Genomic DNA, 15,398 nt, shown 5'->3' with positions numbered 1-15,398 from the left:
GGTCCCGGGCGCCGCGGTCGCGGACGGGGTTCTCGGGCGCCGCGGTCGCGGACGGGGCTCCCGGGCGCGGTCGCCACGGCCTACCCTGTGGCGCATGACGGAGATCACGTACCCCACGCACGCGCGGCCCGGCGAGGACGCCGGCGCCGTCGGGAAGCAGCAGGGAACCGCCGGGACCGACGACGCGCGCGAGGGCGTGCTGGCGATCGCCCGGGCGGCCAAGACCGCCTCGAGGGCCCTCGCGACGGCGACCCGGGCGACCAAGGACGCCGCGCTGCACGCCATGGCGGACGCGCTCGTCGCGCACGCCGGCCGGATCGTCGCGGCCAACGCCGCGGACCTGGCCCGCGGGCGCGAGAACGGCATGAAGGAGTCCCTGCTGGACCGCCTGGCGCTCGACGAGGGCCGGATCGGCGGCATCGCGGACGCGCTGCGCGAGCTCGCGGCGCTGCCCGACCCGGTGGGCGAGATCGTGCGCGGCTCGACCCTGCCCAACGGGCTGCGGCTGCGGCAGGTGCGCGTGCCGATGGGCGTGGTCGGGATGATCTACGAGGCCCGCCCCAACGTGACCGTCGACGCGGCGGGGCTCGCGCTGAAGTCCGGCAACGCCGTCGTGCTCCGCGGCGGCTCGGCGGCGGCGAGCTCGAACGAGGTGATCGTCGCCGTGCTCGGCGAGGCACTCGAGGGGCAGGGCCTCCCGCGCGAGCTCGTGCAGTCCATCGACGCCTACGGACGGGCCGGCGCCGTCGAGCTCATGCGCGCCCGGGGGCTCGTCGACGTCCTGGTCCCGCGCGGGGGCGCGGACCTCATCCGGACCGTGGTGACCGAGTCGGTCGTGCCGGTCATCGAGACCGGCGTGGGCAACTGCCACGTGTTCGTCGACGCGTCGGCCGACGTCGCGCAGGCCGTGCCGATCGTGCTCAACTCCAAGACCCAGCGCACCGGGGTCTGCAACGCCGCCGAGACCCTGCTGGTCCACCGGGAGGTCGCGCCCACGTTCCTGCCGGCGGTGCTCGAGGCGCTGCGGGCGAAGGACGTCACCGTCCACGGCGACGACGCCGTCGCGGCCACGGTCCCGGAGGGCCTGCGCTTCGAGCCGGCCACGGAGACGGACTGGGAGACCGAGTACCTCTCGCTCGACCTGGCCGTGCGGGTCGTCGACTCCCTGGACGAGGCCCTCGAGCACATCCGGCGGTACTCGTCCGGCCACACGGAGGTCATCTGCACCACGGACACCCGGTCCGTGCAGCGCTTCACCACGGAGCTCGACTCCGCGGCGCTGATCGTCAACGCCTCCTCCCGCTTCACCGACGGCGGCCAGTTCGGGCTCGGCGCGGAGATCGGCATCTCCACCCAGAAGCTGCACGCCCGCGGCCCGATGGGGCTGGCCGAGCTCACCACCACCACGTGGATCGTGGAGGGCGACGGACAGATCCGGGAGTGACGCCCGCGCTGGCCGGTCAGGCTGCGTCGACGGGGGCGCGCATGGCGAGGAGCTCGTCGAGGCAGCGCCGGATCGTCACGGCGAGCGAGCCGGCCACCATCGTGCCGCCGCCGGGCGCGTCCGTCCGGGCCCGGTCGACGGCCGTCGCGTAGTCGGCGAGCGCCTCGCGGGTGGCGAGGACCGTGTCGTCGCCGATGCTCGCCCGGTCCACGTGGCGGACCACGTCCTCGAGGCGGCGCAGCGCCTCGGCGGCCGGCCGCCGCAGGGTGGGACCGAGCGGGACCTCGTCCCGGTCCGCCCGCTCCTCGGCGGAGAGCACGTCGGTGAGGTCGACGACGAGCATCGCGACGCGGTCGAGGGCTCGCGCCTGGCGGTCGAGGTCGTCAAGCTGGTTCGCGTACCGGCGGGCGCGGCGGTTGCCCCGCCGGGCGTCGTCCGCCTCCTGCACGGCGTTGCGCATGCGCCAGCGCTTCGGCGAGATCTCGTGCAGCCTGCGGTCCCAGTCCTCCGCGTCGAGCGGCTCGTCCCGGTCCAGCGCCTCCGCGACGTCGGAGAGCTGGTCCGCGAGCTCGAGCCGGACCACCTCGACCGCGCGCTGCGCCGGGGCCAGGAGCAGCGGCGGGAAGATACCGTTGATCGCGATGCCGATCGCGGCGCCGAGGAGCACCAGGCCGGCGTACACGCCGATGAAGAACGCCTCGCCGCCGCCGATGACGAGCGTGAACAGGGCGGCGGTGGGCACCCAGCTCGACATCGAGCCGAGCAGGCGCCACCCGGTGACGAGCACGCCGAGGGCGACGACGACCGCCACCGTGACCGGGCTCTGCTCCACCCCCACCAGGTCACCGACGTAGGCGATGACGCCACCCAGCGCGATGGCCGCCACAGACTGGAACGACTCCCGCACCGAGCCGGCGAGGGTGAAGGTGGTCGCCACGACGGCACCGAGCGGCGCGTAGTAGGGATAGTCACCTGCCGGGTCGGGCAGGAGCCCGGCGACGTACCAGGCGATCGACGCCGCCAGCGCGCCGCGGACGGCCAGCGCCACCTGCGGATGGCGGATCCAGGCGCGCAGCAGCCGCCCGGGGCGGCGGACGAGCTCGGCCCGGGGCGTGGTCCCGGTCTGGGCCATGACCCCTCCTTCGGTCGGCGTCCGTCCTAGCACGTTCACAGCCGTCGGTGTCCGTCCGAAACATTGCCCGCGTGACCGGCGGCACGGCCTACGGCCAGAGCAGCTCCGTCAGCCACGCGGGGCGTCTCGGGTCGTGCCCGGCCCGGTAGCGCAGCCTGATGTTGCCCGGCCGTGCCGCCTGGAAGAACTCCACGGTTTCGGGTCGCAGGGCGTGGTCGGCCCAGTCGGGGTCGACCAGCCCGGGCTCGGCGTGCACCCGCTCCTCGGTCCGGGCGTACGCGGTGGCGTACTCGTCCAGGCCGGGAAGCTGCTCGCTCTGGTGGCCGACGAGGGTGCCGACCCGGGAGGCCTCGGACCGGGTGAGGAACACCGAGTCCTCCGCGCCGAGGTCCCGCACGACGCCGGCGACCCGCACCTGCCGGCCGTGCGCCGGCCAGAAGAACGTCAGGGCCGCCCGTGGGTTGGCCGCCAGCGCGGCCGCCTTCGGGCTGGAGCGGTGCGTGGAGAAGTGCCAGCCGTCGTCGTCGAGGTCGGTGAGGAGGACGTTGCGGGCGCTGACGTGGCCGTCCGCGTCCGCCGTCGCCAGCACCATCGCGTGCGGGGCCGGCGCACCGCCGGCGGCCGCGTCGGCGAGCCAGCGGAGAAACAGCACGACCGGGTCGTCCGGGGCGGCTCCCGGGTCGAGCGCGGGCAGGTCGGCCGGGAAGGTGGGCAGGGCGCGCAGGCGCGCGCGCAGGTCGCTCACGGGCGTCGGTCCGCGTCGTCGACCGGGCCGGGCAGCAGAAACGTCATGTCTCCTCCACGTCGCTCGTCCGGGCAGCATTCCACGGACCGACGCCGGCGGCAGGAAACGGCCCGCCGTCGTCCGGGTGATCGTGTCCGGCGGGCGAACGTGCCGCGAACCTCGGGCGAAGTGCCTCTTGACGGGGGTGGCGCCGATGCGAGGGGATGGGGCAATGAGTCTGTGCTCGCACCTCGACCTCATCGACTACGACGCGGTCGACCCGGACGCGCCGGGGTGCGAGGAGTGCCTGGCCGCCGGCGGCCGGTGGGTGCATCTGCGGGCGTGCCAGACGTGCGGGCACATCGCGTGCTGCGACTCCTCGCCGAACCGGCACGCCCGGGCGCACGCCCTCAAGGTCGGGCACCCGGTGGTCCGGTCCTACGAGCCGGGCGAGGGATGGTTCTACTGCTACCCGGACGACCTGACCTTCGAGCTCGTCGGCGCTCCGCCTGCGCCTTCCCACGCCTGAGCCGGCCGCCCCGTCCCGCCCCCGGCCTGCTGGCAGGTACCACGGCTGCCCCTGGCCAGGTGGCGGGTACTGCGACCCCCGGGCCAGCTAGCTGGCGGGTACCGCGGCGGGGGCCGGGTAGCACCCGTCCGGGCCGCAGAACCCGACGGCGTCCCCGCCGATCGCCTGCAGCCCCGGGACCGGGGCGAGACTGAACGGCGACGGCTCCGCCGTCGTCCCGTCCGCCGTCGTCCCGTCCACCGGCGTGGCACCTACCGCCGTGCCCTCGACCGGCGGCCCCTGCGCCGCCCGGTCGGTCGTCGGCCCGGTCATCGGGCGGGCTCCACCGCAGCGGCGGCCTTCTCCTCGGTGACCTTCTGCAGCACCTGCGCGAAGGTCTCGGGCGCCTGGGCGCCCGAGACCCCGTACTTGTTCTCGATGACGTAGAACGGCACGCCGTTGATGCCGTAGGCGCGCGCCTGGGCGATGTCCTGCTCGCCCGCCTCGCGGTTGGTCCCCTCCGGGGGGGCGGTGCGGCCCTCGTCGGCGTCGCGGCCGGCCTCGACGGCGACCGCCACGAGGTCCTCGTCGTGGCCGACGTGCCGGCCCTGCTCGAAGTAGGCGGAGAAGAGCTTCTCCATGAGGTCGAGCTGGACGCCGCGGGCCTTGGCGAGGTGGAGCACCTCGTGCGCCTTGAGGGTCTTCGTGTGCCGCAGGGCGTCGAAGTCGTAGGCCAGCCCCTCCGCGGCGGCGAGCTGGGTCACCTGCGACAGCATCTGGGCGACCTGCTCCTTGGGCATGCCCTTGTGGCCGGCGAGGAAGTCCACCTCGGAGCCCTCGAAGTCCACCGGGGTGTCGGGGGCGAGCTCGAACGAGTGGTACTCGAGCGTGACGTCGCCGCCGAACTGCTCGACGCCCTTCTCGAAGCGGCGCTTGCCGATGAAGCACCACGGGCAGGCGACGTCGGACCAGACATGCACGGTGATGGGTTCGCTCATGACCGGGTCAACCGGACCGTCCCGGACTTCATTCCGGGCCGGTCCGGTGAGGACGGCCACGCCTGCGCCGACGGACGCACCGCCGTCGATAGGCTGCCCGGCGGGACGGGGCCGTCGACCGGTCCGGACGCGAGCGGGGAGAGGTGCCATGACCGCAGGCAGCTGGCTGGGATCGCCCGCGCACGCGCGCTGGCTGGAGGCCGAGTCCGACGCGCTGCTGCGCTTCGCCCGCGGCGCCCGGACCCCGCAGGGCTTCGGCTACCTCGACGCCGCCGGTGCGGTGGACCCGGACCGCCCGGCCGAGCTGTGGATCACCTGCCGCATGGTGCACGCCTTCTCCCTGGGCGCCCTGCTCGGCCGCCCCGGCTGCGCCCCGCTGGTCGACCACGGCCTGGAGGCCCTGGCCACGGCGTTCGAGGATCCCGAGCACGGGGGCTGGTTCCCCGCCGTCGGGCCGGTGGGGCCGACGGCGGACCGCAAGGAGGCCTACCCGCACGCGTTCGTCCTCCTCGCCGCCTCTTCCGCGACGGCCGCCGGCCGGCCCGGCGCGGCCGCGCTGCTTGAGCGGGCCCGGCGGATCTCCCTGGAGCGGTTCTGGCGCGAGGACGAGGGCATGGTGGTCGAGGGCTGGGACCGCTCCTTCACCGAGCTGGAGGCCTACCGCGGCGTCAACGCGAACATGCACACGGTCGAGGCGTACCTCGCCACCGCCGACGTCACCGGCGAGGACGCCTGGCTCGACCGGGCCGTGCGCATCGTGGAGCGTGTGGCCGGGTTCGCGAGCGCGGCCTCGTGGCGCATCCCCGAGCACTTCGACCCGGCGTGGCGGCCGCTGCCGGACTACAACCGCGAGGACCCGGCGCACCCGTTCCGCCCCTTCGGCGCCACCGTGGGGCACTGGTTCGAGTGGGCGCGGCTGATCCTGCAGGCGCGCGGGGCGCTCGCCGTCCGCGGCCGTGAGCCGGGTGCCTGGATGCTCGACGCCGCACGCTCGCTCTTCGCCGCCGGGGCCGCGGAGGGGTGGGCGGTCGACGGCGCAGACGGGTTCGTCTACACGGTCGACCGCGCGGGGGCGCCCGTGGTGCGTGAGCGGATGCACTGGGTGGTCGCGGAGGCGATCGGCGCGGCGGCGGCGCTGCACCGCGTCACGGGCGAGGAGCAGTACCAGCGGTGGTACCGCACGTGGTGGGACCACGCCGCGGAGCATGTGATCGAGGCGCCCGGGGCGTGGCGGCACGAGCTCGACCCGACGAACGCGCCGAGCGCGCGGACGTGGCCGGGCAAGCCGGACGTCTACCACGCGCTGCAGGCCACGCTGCTACCGCGCCTGCCGGTGGCTCCGGCGATCGCGCCCGCCCTGGCGGCCGGCCTGCTCGACGGCTAGCGCTTCCGCCGGGCCCCTTGCCCCGCCTCCGCCGGGGGCCGGTACCGCCGCGCCGTCGCCTCTCGGCGCCGCGCGTCACCTGACTCGGGCCCCGGTCTCCCGCGCCCGTCCGCCCCCTGCCTCACCCCGCCTCACCCCCCTGCGGGCCGGGGGGCGAGAGAGGGGATTCACCCCCGGATCAACGCCGGAGGGGCCGTGAGCGCTCCCCCCTCGCTGGTGCGCTGGGCCACGACCAGCGACAGCGAGGACACCGCCGATGCTCGACCCCGCAGCACGCCTCAACGGCAGGGTCACGAGACCCGCCGTGGCGGTGCGCGCCGGGGTCGTCCCCGCCCCGATCAGGGGCGGTACGGCGTGGCCGCGGGAAGGACCCTGACATGGCGACGGAGACCCGACCCCCGCGTCGCGCCGAGCCGCGGCGGCCGCACAGGCCGGCCCCTCCCCTCGACGTCCCCGACGACCCGGCCGCGCTGCTCGACGGCCCCGACCGGCCGCCCGGGCGTCGCCCGAGGCGTGCGGGTCGCGTCGCCCTGATCGTGGCGCTCGCCATCGTGCTCGCCGTGGCCGGGGCCGGCGTCGCCGGGGTCAGCTACCTGCAGGCCCGGCTGAACGCGGGCATCGAGCGCATCGAGGACCCGTTCGCGGCACTGCCCGAGCGCCCCGTGAACGAGCCGCGCACCGTGGTCGAGGCGGACGGCCCGGCGGCGGTCCTGCCGCCACCGGTCAACATCCTCGTCCTCGGGTCGGACAGCCGGATCTCCGCGGGCGACCCCAGCCGGTGGACGGCCGGCGCCCAGCGCACGGACGCGATCATGCTCGTGCAGATCTCGGGGGACCGGAAGAGCCTGACGGTCATGTCCATCCCGCGTGACTCCTGGGTGCCCATCCCCGGGCACGGCACGGCCAAGATCAACGCCGCGTTCTCCTGGGGCGGTCCGACCCTCATGATCCAGACCGTCGAGCAGCTGACCGGGGTGCGGATCGACCACTTCGCCGTCGCCGATTTCGAGTCCTTCTCCGAGCTGACCGACGAGCTGGGCGGGGTGGAGATCACGCTGGAGCAGCCGCTGACGGCGGGCGGCACGACGCTCGAACCGGGCGACCACGTGCTCGACGGCGAGCAGGCTCTCGCGTACGCACGGGAACGGTACGACGTGCCCGGCGGCGACTTCGGGCGGGTGCTGCGCCACCAGAACTGGATGCGCGCGATGATGCGGGCCGCCTTCGACCGCGAGGTCCTCACCAACCCCGCCCGGCTGATGAGCACGCTCGAGGCGCTGACCCGGTCGCTGGCCCTGGACGAGGGGCTGACGATCTCGCGGATGCGCGACCTGGCCATCGACGCGCGGGGCCTGCGCCCGGACGGGGTCCGGTTCGTCACCGCGCCCTACCTCGGCACCGGGTGGAGCCCCGACGGCAAGCAGTCGATCGTGCTGCTGGACGAGCCGGCGCTGAGGAACGTCACCGCCGCGTTCGCCGAGGACCGCATCGGCGAGTACCTCGCCGAGCACCCGGCCGCAGCGCCCGCCCTCGGCGGCTACGTGCCCTGACGTCGCCCGCCCGCGGCGTAGCCCCGGCGGCCACGGGCCGACCGAAGGTCGCGGCCAGTGGTGATCGATCAGCGGGATCTGTCAGCCGTCGGCGGTGGGCGGCGTCAGTACGCGTCCGTGCCCTCGGCGAAGAGGGTCACGTGCAGCCCCGCCGCCACCTCGAGGCGCGAGTTCAGGGAGTGCCACGGAGTGACGGTGGGCGGGGCGACGAGCTCGGCGCCCGCCTCGACCAGCCGGTCCGTCATGCCGGGGGTGTCGTCGACCTGGAAGGCGAGGCGGATCTTCGGGGCCACGTGCCGCCCGACCTCGACGTCGTCGATGAGGTCCTTCTGCGCCGGGTTCGCGATCTCGAGGGTGGCCCGGCCGGCGCCCAGGATCGTCACCTCCGCGCCGCCGTCGCTGGAGTAGGTCTCCTCGACCGGCAGCCCGACCACGTCGCGGAAGAACGCGACGGCCTTCTCGTAGTCCTCGGCCTCGACGACGACGCGCAGCTGATGGACGCCCATCTCGCGAGCGTACCCACCCCGGTCCGGGGTGACCATGGAGCCGCACGGGAGGTCATGCCCTCGCGCGTGCGGGAGCGGCGTGGTTCTCTCGTGGCCACGACCTGAGGAGGCGTCATGGCGGCAAGCGTGCAGATCACCTTCGACGCGGGGGACCCCGGCGCCCTGGCCCGGTTCTGGGCCGAGGTGCTCGGGTACGAGCTGGAACCGCCGCCGCCCGGCTTCGCCTCGTGGGACGAGGCGCTGACGGCGTGGGGAGTCCCCGTCGAGCGACGCAACGACCGGTCCGCGATCCGCGACCCGGACGGTGCCGGCCCACGGCTGTTCTTCCAGCGGGTGCCCGAGGGGAAGACGGCCAAGAACCGGGTGCATTTGGACGTGCGGACGGCGAGCGGGCTGCAGGGCGAGGAGCGGATGGCGGTCCTGGAGGACCGCTGCGCGCAGCTCCTCGCGCTCGGTGCCCGCCGGGTGCGCCGGTACGAGCCCGACAACTTGGACGCCGGGCACATCGTCATGCAGGACCCGGAGGGGAACGAGTTCTGCCTCGACTGATGCGGACGGTCCGGCTCCGCCGGGGACGGTCGGCGGCGTCGTCCGGCGTGCACGCACGGAGGTGTCGACCTACCGTCGAAGGCGCCCGGTGACGGGCACCGCCCCCACGGCACGGGAACGAGACGAGGAGGAACCGTGGCATCGAGCGCCGGACCGAGCCCGACCGAGCAGCCCGTCGCCTTCGAGCCGCGCCGGATCGTGGTCACCGGGGCCGACTCCGGGATCGGGAAGGCGACCGCCGTCGCCCTCGCCGCGCCTGGGCGGCAGGTGGGCATCACCTGGCACGAGGACAGCGACGGGGCCGAGGCGACGGCCCGGGAGGTCCGAGCCGCGGGTGCCGTAGCGCACGTGCGCCGGCTCGACCTGACGGACCCGCAGAACGGCGCCGCGGTCGTGGACGAGCTCGCCGGGACGATGGGCGGCGTCGACACCCTGGTGATGTCTTCCGGCACGGGCACCTCCACGCTGCTGCTCGAGATGGATTACGCGAGCTGGCGCGACGTCGTCGCCGTCGACCTGGACGGGGCGTTCTGCTGCCTGCAGGCCGCGGCGCGCCACATGGTCGGCGCGGGCGACGGCGGCCGGATCGTCGCGATCACCTCCGTCCACGAGCACGCCCCGCGGGTCGGGGCGGGGCCGTACTGCGCCGCCAAGGGCGGTCTCGGCCTTCTGGTCAAGGTCGCCGCCCTCGAGCTGGCCGAGCACGGCATCACCGTCAACGCTGTCGCGCCCGGTGAGATCGCCACGCCCATGACCGGCCAGGAGGACGAGTCGGTGCTGGTCGACAAGTACCGGCCCGGGATCCCCGTCGCCCGGCCCGGCGACGCCCGCGAGATCGCCGCCACCGTGGCGTTCCTCTGCGGCCCGGACGCCGGGTACGTCAACGGCGCCTCGTGGGCCGTGGACGGCGGCATGCTCACCATGGGCCCGATGGCCGGGTCGCACCTCACGAGCGACGACTGGCGCCGGCCCTGACCCCGGCGGCCGGGCCTCGGAGGTCGCGTCGCGTCGTCGGCGGGGCGACGTCGGTCACCCGAGGCCCGCGGGTCACCGCGGCCCGCGCGTCACCCGAGGTCCGCGCTGAGCCACCGCTCGGGCCGCAGCGAGATCACGACCTGCTCGCCGAGCTCCGCCCGGGCGAAGTCGATGTAGCGGGCCGCCGCCCGCTCCGGCAGGTACCGGTGGGCGATCTCGTCCAGGTGCCCCTCGGTGCCCGGCTCGACGCCGCTGACCGGGCCCTCGACGGACACGTACCTGACGGAGGGCCGGACCCGGTCGACCATCATGGTGAACCGTCCGGCGGCCTCGATGAGCTGCGTCTTGCGGGAGCGGGCGCCCGTGAGCACCCACAGCTGCGCGCCGGGGGAGTACTGGTACCAGATCGGGACGGTCAGCGGCGCTCGTCCGTCCCCGCACTCCACCGACAGCGCCGCGACGTGCGGCTCGGCCAGGAACTGCTCGCGCTCGACCCTCGTCAGTGCCATGGCCGCGAAGGTATCCACTCCCACCGGCACGGACCAGACCCATTCTCGGATGGCCGTCTCTCGACCACCGATCGCCGTACCGGAACGGGAGGGCGACCCTGCGCTCGCGCCCACGAGTTCGTCGGGGGACGGCACGGTCGAATGTCCCACGGCCGAAGATCCTCGCCGGCGCGGGTACGTCGGTCGTGCGGTCTGCACCTGGCGTTCAACAACGCGGGCATCGTCCGCCCTGAGCAGCACGTCGGCGAGCTCACGCTCGAGGGGTGGCAGACGCCGCCTCCAAGCACGGCGTCGCCGGCCTCACCAAAACGCGTCGGTCGAGTACGGCAGGCAGGGCATCCGCATCAACTTGGTGCACCCCGGGTACATCCTGACCCCGCTCATCGAGCAGTGGACCGGCACCGAGCTCAGGACCGCGCTGGAGGGTCTGCACCCCGTCGGCCGGCTCGGTGAAGCCAAGGAGGTCGCCGAGGTCGTGTGCTTCCTCCTGTCCGACAAGGCGTCGTTCGTCAGCGGGTCCCAGATCGTGGTCGACGGCGGGTACCTGAGCGTCTGAGAGCCGATGAGCTGACGTTGCCGAGCCCGACCCCGGGCCCGTCCCTCCGGAGGCAGGCCCGGTCGGCGTGGCCGGCGCCGGCTGCCGGGCTCCCGAGGCGCCTTGTGCGGCCTCCGCGAGAGGAGGACGCTGGTCCGGGAGGTGCCACCATGGCCGACCACGTCTCGACGACGAGCATCGACATCGACGCGCTCCCGCGCACCGTGTGGACCGTGCTGACCAGCCCCGAGCTCTCCCGGCACGTGATGTTCGGCGCGAGCGTCGAGAGCGACTACGTCTCCGGGGGCCGGATCACCTTCACCGGCGAGTGGGAGGGCAAGCCGTTCCAGGACCACGGCGAGATCGTGGAGGTCGAGGAGCCTCGGCTGCTGCGCTACACCCACTTCAGCCCGCTCACCGGTGAGCTGGACGTGCCGGAGAACTACCACACGCTGACCTGGACCCTCGAGGAGACGCCGCACGGGACGCGCGTGACCCTGACGCAGGACAACAACCGGACCGAGGAGGCCGCCGAGCACTCCACGGAGAACTGGCGGCGGGCCCTGGAGGGGCTGAAGCAGGCGGCCGAGGTCTTCAGCGGCTGACGGTGCCCGTGGGCGAGCGCTCCCGCGACCCGGCGCGCCGAGCCGGCGGCCGAGGTCTCGCCCCACGGCCGTGCGTGCGCCAGGATGGTCGATCGTGACCACCTGGCACGAGCACGCGATCTTCTGGCACGTCTACCCCCTCGGCCTCGTCGGCGCCGAACCGGTGCTCGACCCGGCGGCGCCGGTCCGGCACCGGCTGCCGCGCCTGGTCGGCTGGCTCGACCACGCCGTCGAGCTCGGCGCCTCCGCGCTGCTGCTGGGGCCGGTCTTCACCTCCTACAGCCACGGCTACGACACCGTCGACCACTTCACGATCGACCCCCGGCTCGGCGACCGCGCGGACTTCGACGCGCTGGTCGCCGCCGCGCACGAGCGTGGCCTCAAGGTGGTCCTCGACGGCGTCTTCAACCATGTCGGCTCCCGGCACCCCGCCTTCCTGCGCGCGCTCGACGGCGGCCCCGACCACCCCGAGGCGGGGCTGTTCCGGCTGGCCTGGCCGGAGGGCGCGGCCGCGGGGACCCGCCCGGAGTACGCGACCTTCGAGGGGCACGAGGGGCTCGTGGCGCTGGACCACGACGCCCCCGCGGTGGCCGAGCTCGTCGAGGAGGTCATGCGGTACTGGCTGCGGGCCGGCGCCGACGGCTGGCGCCTTGACGCCGCGTACGCGGTGCCGCCGTCGTTCTGGGCGAAGGTTCTGCCCGCGGTGCGCGCGGAGTTCCCGGAGGCGTACGTGGTCGGCGAGGTGATCCACGGCGACTACCCCGGTTTCGTGGCGGCCTCGGGGGTCGACGCGGTCACCCAGTACGAGCTCTGGAAGGCGATCTGGAGCAGCCTGAACGACCGAAACCTCTACGAGCTCGACCACGCTCTGGGCAGGCACAACGCCCTCCTGGAGACGTTCGCGCCCATGACCTTCGTGGGCAACCACGACGTCACCCGCATCGCCTCGCGGCTGGGCGACCGGCGCCACCTGCCGCACGCCCTGGCCGTGCTCCTCACCGTCGGTGGCACGCCGTCCGTCTACGCCGGCGACGAGCTCGGCCTGGAGGGCGTCAAGGAGGACCGGGTCGGCGGCGACGACGCCGTCCGGCCGGCGTTCCCGGACCGGCCCGACCAGCTGGCGGGCGATCCCGAGGTGCTCCGGCTGCACCGCGAGCTGATCTCGCTGCGCCGGCGCCACCCGTGGCTCCACCGCGCGCGGACCGCCCCGCTCGAGCTGTCCAACGAGCTCCTCGCCTACGAGGTGACGGCGGCGGGGGAGCGGCTCGTGGTGGTGCTCAACCTCGGCGACGACGAGGCGGAGGTCGACGCCCGCGCCGGCACGGTTCTCGCCGGCCGCGCCGACCTCGCCGAGGGGCACGCCCGGGTCCCTGCGCACGGCTGGGCCGTCCTGGGCTGAGCCGCCGGGGCCGCCCCGTCGGCCCGCGGAGCGGCCCGGGCCGGCCCGCGGAGCGGCCCGGGCCGTTCGCTCCGATAGGCTGAACGCCGGTTGTACGCCACCCGCGTCGGCCGTCCGCCCCACGAAGAGAGACATGGACACAGACCACATACCCTCGGCCGCGTACCTCGAACCTGAGGCGGTGCGCGGCCGGTGACACCAGTCCTGTCCCTCCTCGTCGGCGTGCTCGTGGTCATGCTGATCACCGCCGCCACCGGCTACTTCGTCGCCCAGGAGTTCGCCTACATGGGCGTCGACCGGTCGCGCACGAGCGCCCGCGCCCAGGCCGGGGACGACGGCGCGAAGCGGGTGCTGTCCATCACGCGGCGCACGTCGTTCATGCTCTCGGGCGCCCAGCTGGGCATCACCGTCACCGGACTGCTGGTCGGCTACGTCGCGGAGCCGCTCATCGGCACGGCGCTCGGCACGATGCTGGGCGGCGTCGGTGTCTCCGCGGGGGTGTCCGCCGCCGGCGGCGCCGTGCTCGCCCTGCTGTTCTCCACCGTCGTGCAGATGGTGTTCGGCGAGCTGTTCCCCAAGAATTTCGCCATCGCAAGGCCCGGGCCCGTGGCCCTTCGGCTCGCACGCTCGACGACCATCTACCTCACGCTGTTCGGCTGGCTGATCTGGGTGTTCGACCAGGCCTCCAACCTGCTGCTGCGCGCCCTGCGGATGGAGCCCGTGCACGACGTCGAGCACTCGGCGACGGCGAGGGACCTGGAGCACATCGTCGAGGAGTCCCGTGAGACCGGCGACCTCTCGGTCGAGCTGTCGATGATGCTCGACCGCATCCTCGACTTCCCGCGCCGCACCGTCGAGCACGCCATGATCCCGCGCTCCCGCGTCGACACCGTCGAGGACGTCGACACCGTCGGCCACGTCCGCACGCTCATGACGAGCGGGCACTCGCGCTACCCCGTCCTCGCGGAGAACACCCAGGACGTCGTCGGCGTCGTGCACCTGGCCGACGTGCTCAGCACCACCGAGCCCGACGACGCACCGGTCACCGCCCTCATGCGGCCGCCGCTGGTGATCTCGCACCTGACCGCGCTGCCGGACGCGCTGCGCCGGCTCGGCGAGTCGACGAACCAGCTCGCCTGCGTCGTCGACGAGTACGGCGGTTTCACCGGGGTTCTCACCCTCGAGGACCTGGCCGAGGAGCTCGTCGGGGAGATCACCGACGAGCACGACCCCGTGGTGCCCACCTACCGGCCCGAGGAGGGCGACGGCGTCTGGGTGATGTCGGGCGACGTCCACGTCGACGAGCTCGAGCGGGCCCTCGGCGCGGACCTGCCCCGGGGCGACTACGAGACCGTCGCGGGGCTCGTGATGGCCCACCACGGCGGGCTCGCCGAGGTCGGGACCGCTCTCGACATCGAGCTGCCGCCGGACCCGGGCGACCTGGTCCGCGAGGGCGAGCCGGAGCCGAGGTACATCCGGGTCGAGGTCCTGCAGGTCGAGCGGCACGTGCCGTCGACCGTGCGCATCACCCTGCCCGGCGCCGGCGAGGAGGTGGCCCGGTGATCGAGAACCCCCTCGTGGTGCTGGCCGCGACCGTCGCCATCATCGCGCTCAGCGCGTTCTTCGTGGCCGTCGAGTTCTCCCTCATGGCCGCCCGCCGGCACCGGCTCGAGGACGCGGCGTCCGGCAGCCGGGCCGCCCGGGCCGCCCTGCGCAGCTCCTCCGAGCTGACCCTGCTCCTGGCCGGCTCCCAGCTCGGCATCACGGTGTGCACCCTGGCGCTCGGCGCCATCACCAAGCCCGCCGTCCACCACTGGCTGACCCCGCTCCTCGAGGACTGGGGCGTGCCGCTGGTGGCGGCCGACGTCGCCGGGTTCGTCCTCGCGCTGATCATCGTCACGTTCCTCCACCTCGTGGTGGGGGAGATGGCGCCGAAGTCCTGGGCCATCGCGCACCCCGAGCGGTCCGCGATCCTCCTGGCGCTGCCGATGCGGGCGTTCATGTGGGCCGCGCGGCCGCTGCTGCAGGCCCTCAACGCCGCGGCGAACTGGCTGGTCCGCCGGGCGGGCGCAGACCCGGACGCGCCCGCGGTCGGCACCGACCCGGACACGTTGCGCCACCTCGTGGAGCACTCCGCGAACGTCGGCGCTCTGGACGCGCGCTACTTCGCCCAGATCTCCGGTGCCCTGGAGATGCAGAAGCTCACGGTGGGGGAACTCGTCGGGAGCGGTCCCGCGACGATCGTGCCCGCCGGCGCCACGGTGGGGGAGGTGCGTGCGGCCACCCGCCGCACCGGCCACCTGCGGGTGCTGGTCGGGGACGGCGACCAGGTCACCGGCGTCGTCCACGTGCGCGACACCCTCACCGCGCCGGACGAGGCCGCCGCCGCGCCGTTCGTCCGCGACGTGTTCACGCTCGACCGGGCGACCACCGTGCACGCGGCGCTCGCCACCATGCGCCGCACGCGCAACCATCTCGCCGTGGTCACCGACGGCGTGACGGTGGTCGGCGTGGTCACGCTCGCCGACGTGCTGCGACGCCTGTTCCCGGCCGTCGGGGCGAGCGTGTAGCCCGTCCTTG

17 protein-coding genes are annotated in these 15,398 nt (G+C 74.3%); 11 read left to right on the top strand and 6 right to left on the bottom strand.

Annotation, left to right across the window (positions count from 1 at the left end):
- The first annotated feature begins 94 nt into the window (after window positions 1–94).
- A complete protein-coding gene (locus KZX45_RS13270) occupies window positions 95–1,444 on the top strand; it encodes a glutamate-5-semialdehyde dehydrogenase (protein WP_248258216.1) in 1,350 nt (449 codons plus the stop codon).
- 16 nt (window positions 1,445–1,460) lie between these two features.
- Here KZX45_RS13270 and KZX45_RS13265 read toward each other — a convergent pair whose 3' ends face one another.
- The gene (locus tag KZX45_RS13265) at window positions 1,461–2,576 is read right to left on the bottom strand and encodes an aromatic acid exporter family protein (protein WP_248258215.1); all 1,116 of its coding nucleotides are present in this window, start codon (window positions 2,574–2,576) and stop codon (window positions 1,461–1,463) included.
- Window positions 2,577–2,664: 88 nt separating this feature from the next.
- Entirely contained in the window at window positions 2,665–3,321 is a 657-nt protein-coding gene (locus KZX45_RS13260) for a pyridoxal 5'-phosphate synthase (protein ID WP_248258214.1), read from the bottom strand.
- A gap of 211 nt (window positions 3,322–3,532) precedes the next feature.
- Here KZX45_RS13260 and KZX45_RS13255 point away from each other — a divergent pair, with 211 nt between their 5' ends.
- A complete protein-coding gene (locus KZX45_RS13255; RefSeq protein WP_248258213.1) occupies window positions 3,533–3,829 on the top strand; it encodes a UBP-type zinc finger domain-containing protein in 297 nt (98 codons plus the stop codon).
- An 87-nt stretch (window positions 3,830–3,916) separates the two neighbouring features.
- Here the strand turns inward: KZX45_RS13255 and KZX45_RS13250 are convergent, their stop codons facing one another.
- Both KZX45_RS13250 and KZX45_RS13245 read right to left on the bottom strand, forming a co-directional pair.
- On the bottom strand, window positions 3,917–4,141 hold the full coding sequence (locus tag KZX45_RS13250; RefSeq protein WP_248258212.1) for a hypothetical protein: 225 nt from the start codon (window positions 4,139–4,141) through the stop codon (window positions 3,917–3,919).
- Window positions 4,138–4,806, bottom strand: a complete 669-nt coding sequence (locus tag KZX45_RS13245) for a DsbA family protein (protein ID WP_248258211.1) — start codon at window positions 4,804–4,806, stop codon at window positions 4,138–4,140. Before KZX45_RS13245 ends, KZX45_RS13250 begins: the two co-directional genes overlap by 4 nt.
- Window positions 4,807–4,954: 148 nt before the next feature.
- Between KZX45_RS13245 and KZX45_RS13240 the strand changes: the two genes are divergently transcribed.
- A complete protein-coding gene (locus KZX45_RS13240; RefSeq protein ID WP_248258210.1) occupies window positions 4,955–6,190 on the top strand; it encodes an AGE family epimerase/isomerase in 1,236 nt (411 codons plus the stop codon).
- Window positions 6,191–6,567: 377 nt separating this feature from the next.
- Window positions 6,568–7,740, top strand: coding sequence for an LCP family protein (locus KZX45_RS13235; RefSeq protein WP_248258209.1), 1,173 nt, complete (start codon window positions 6,568–6,570; stop codon window positions 7,738–7,740).
- Between the two features lie 104 nt (window positions 7,741–7,844).
- Here KZX45_RS13235 and KZX45_RS13230 read toward each other — a convergent pair whose 3' ends face one another.
- Window positions 7,845–8,246 (bottom strand): VOC family protein, encoded by a 402-nt coding sequence (locus KZX45_RS13230; RefSeq protein ID WP_248258208.1) that lies wholly within the window; start codon window positions 8,244–8,246, stop codon window positions 7,845–7,847.
- A gap of 114 nt (window positions 8,247–8,360) precedes the next feature.
- Between KZX45_RS13230 and KZX45_RS13225 the strand changes: the two genes are divergently transcribed.
- Entirely contained in the window at window positions 8,361–8,795 is a 435-nt protein-coding gene (locus KZX45_RS13225; protein ID WP_248258207.1) for a VOC family protein, read from the top strand.
- 135 nt (window positions 8,796–8,930) lie between these two features.
- The gene (locus tag KZX45_RS13220; RefSeq protein ID WP_248258206.1) at window positions 8,931–9,770 is read left to right on the top strand and encodes an SDR family oxidoreductase; all 840 of its coding nucleotides are present in this window, start codon (window positions 8,931–8,933) and stop codon (window positions 9,768–9,770) included.
- Window positions 9,771–9,859: 89 nt separating this feature from the next.
- Here KZX45_RS13220 and KZX45_RS13215 read toward each other — a convergent pair whose 3' ends face one another.
- A complete protein-coding gene (locus KZX45_RS13215) occupies window positions 9,860–10,279 on the bottom strand; it encodes a pyridoxamine 5'-phosphate oxidase family protein (RefSeq protein ID WP_248258205.1) in 420 nt (139 codons plus the stop codon).
- 352 nt (window positions 10,280–10,631) lie between these two features.
- On the opposite strand from KZX45_RS13215, the gene KZX45_RS13210 reads away from it, so the two are divergent.
- The 5 genes from KZX45_RS13210 to KZX45_RS13190 all read left to right on the top strand — a co-directional run bounded on the left by KZX45_RS13210 (window position 10,632) and on the right by KZX45_RS13190 (window position 15,388).
- Window positions 10,632–10,835, top strand: a complete 204-nt coding sequence (locus KZX45_RS13210) for an SDR family oxidoreductase (RefSeq protein ID WP_248258262.1) — start codon at window positions 10,632–10,634, stop codon at window positions 10,833–10,835.
- A gap of 149 nt (window positions 10,836–10,984) precedes the next feature.
- Window positions 10,985–11,419: an SRPBCC domain-containing protein gene (locus KZX45_RS13205; RefSeq protein WP_248258204.1), complete on the top strand. Its 435-nt coding sequence runs from the start codon at window positions 10,985–10,987 to the stop codon at window positions 11,417–11,419.
- 94 nt (window positions 11,420–11,513) lie between these two features.
- On the top strand, window positions 11,514–12,818 hold the full coding sequence (locus KZX45_RS13200) for an alpha-amylase family glycosyl hydrolase (protein ID WP_248258203.1): 1,305 nt from the start codon (window positions 11,514–11,516) through the stop codon (window positions 12,816–12,818).
- Window positions 12,819–13,010: 192 nt separating this feature from the next.
- Window positions 13,011–14,381 carry a hemolysin family protein gene (locus KZX45_RS13195; protein WP_248258202.1) on the top strand — a complete coding sequence of 457 codons (1,371 nt, stop codon included), beginning with the start codon at window positions 13,011–13,013 and terminating at the stop codon, window positions 14,379–14,381.
- The gene (locus KZX45_RS13190) at window positions 14,381–15,388 is read left to right on the top strand and encodes a CNNM domain-containing protein (RefSeq protein WP_248258261.1); all 1,008 of its coding nucleotides are present in this window, start codon (window positions 14,381–14,383) and stop codon (window positions 15,386–15,388) included. Before KZX45_RS13195 ends, KZX45_RS13190 begins: the two co-directional genes overlap by 1 nt.
- The last annotated feature ends 10 nt before the right edge of the window (window positions 15,389–15,398 follow it).

Origin of the sequence: Georgenia sp. EYE_87, assembly GCF_023148685.1 — a bacterium.
Taxonomy (GTDB): Bacteria; Actinomycetota; Actinomycetes; order Actinomycetales; family Actinomycetaceae; genus Georgenia.
This window is presented reverse-complemented; position numbering and strand designations above follow the sequence as displayed.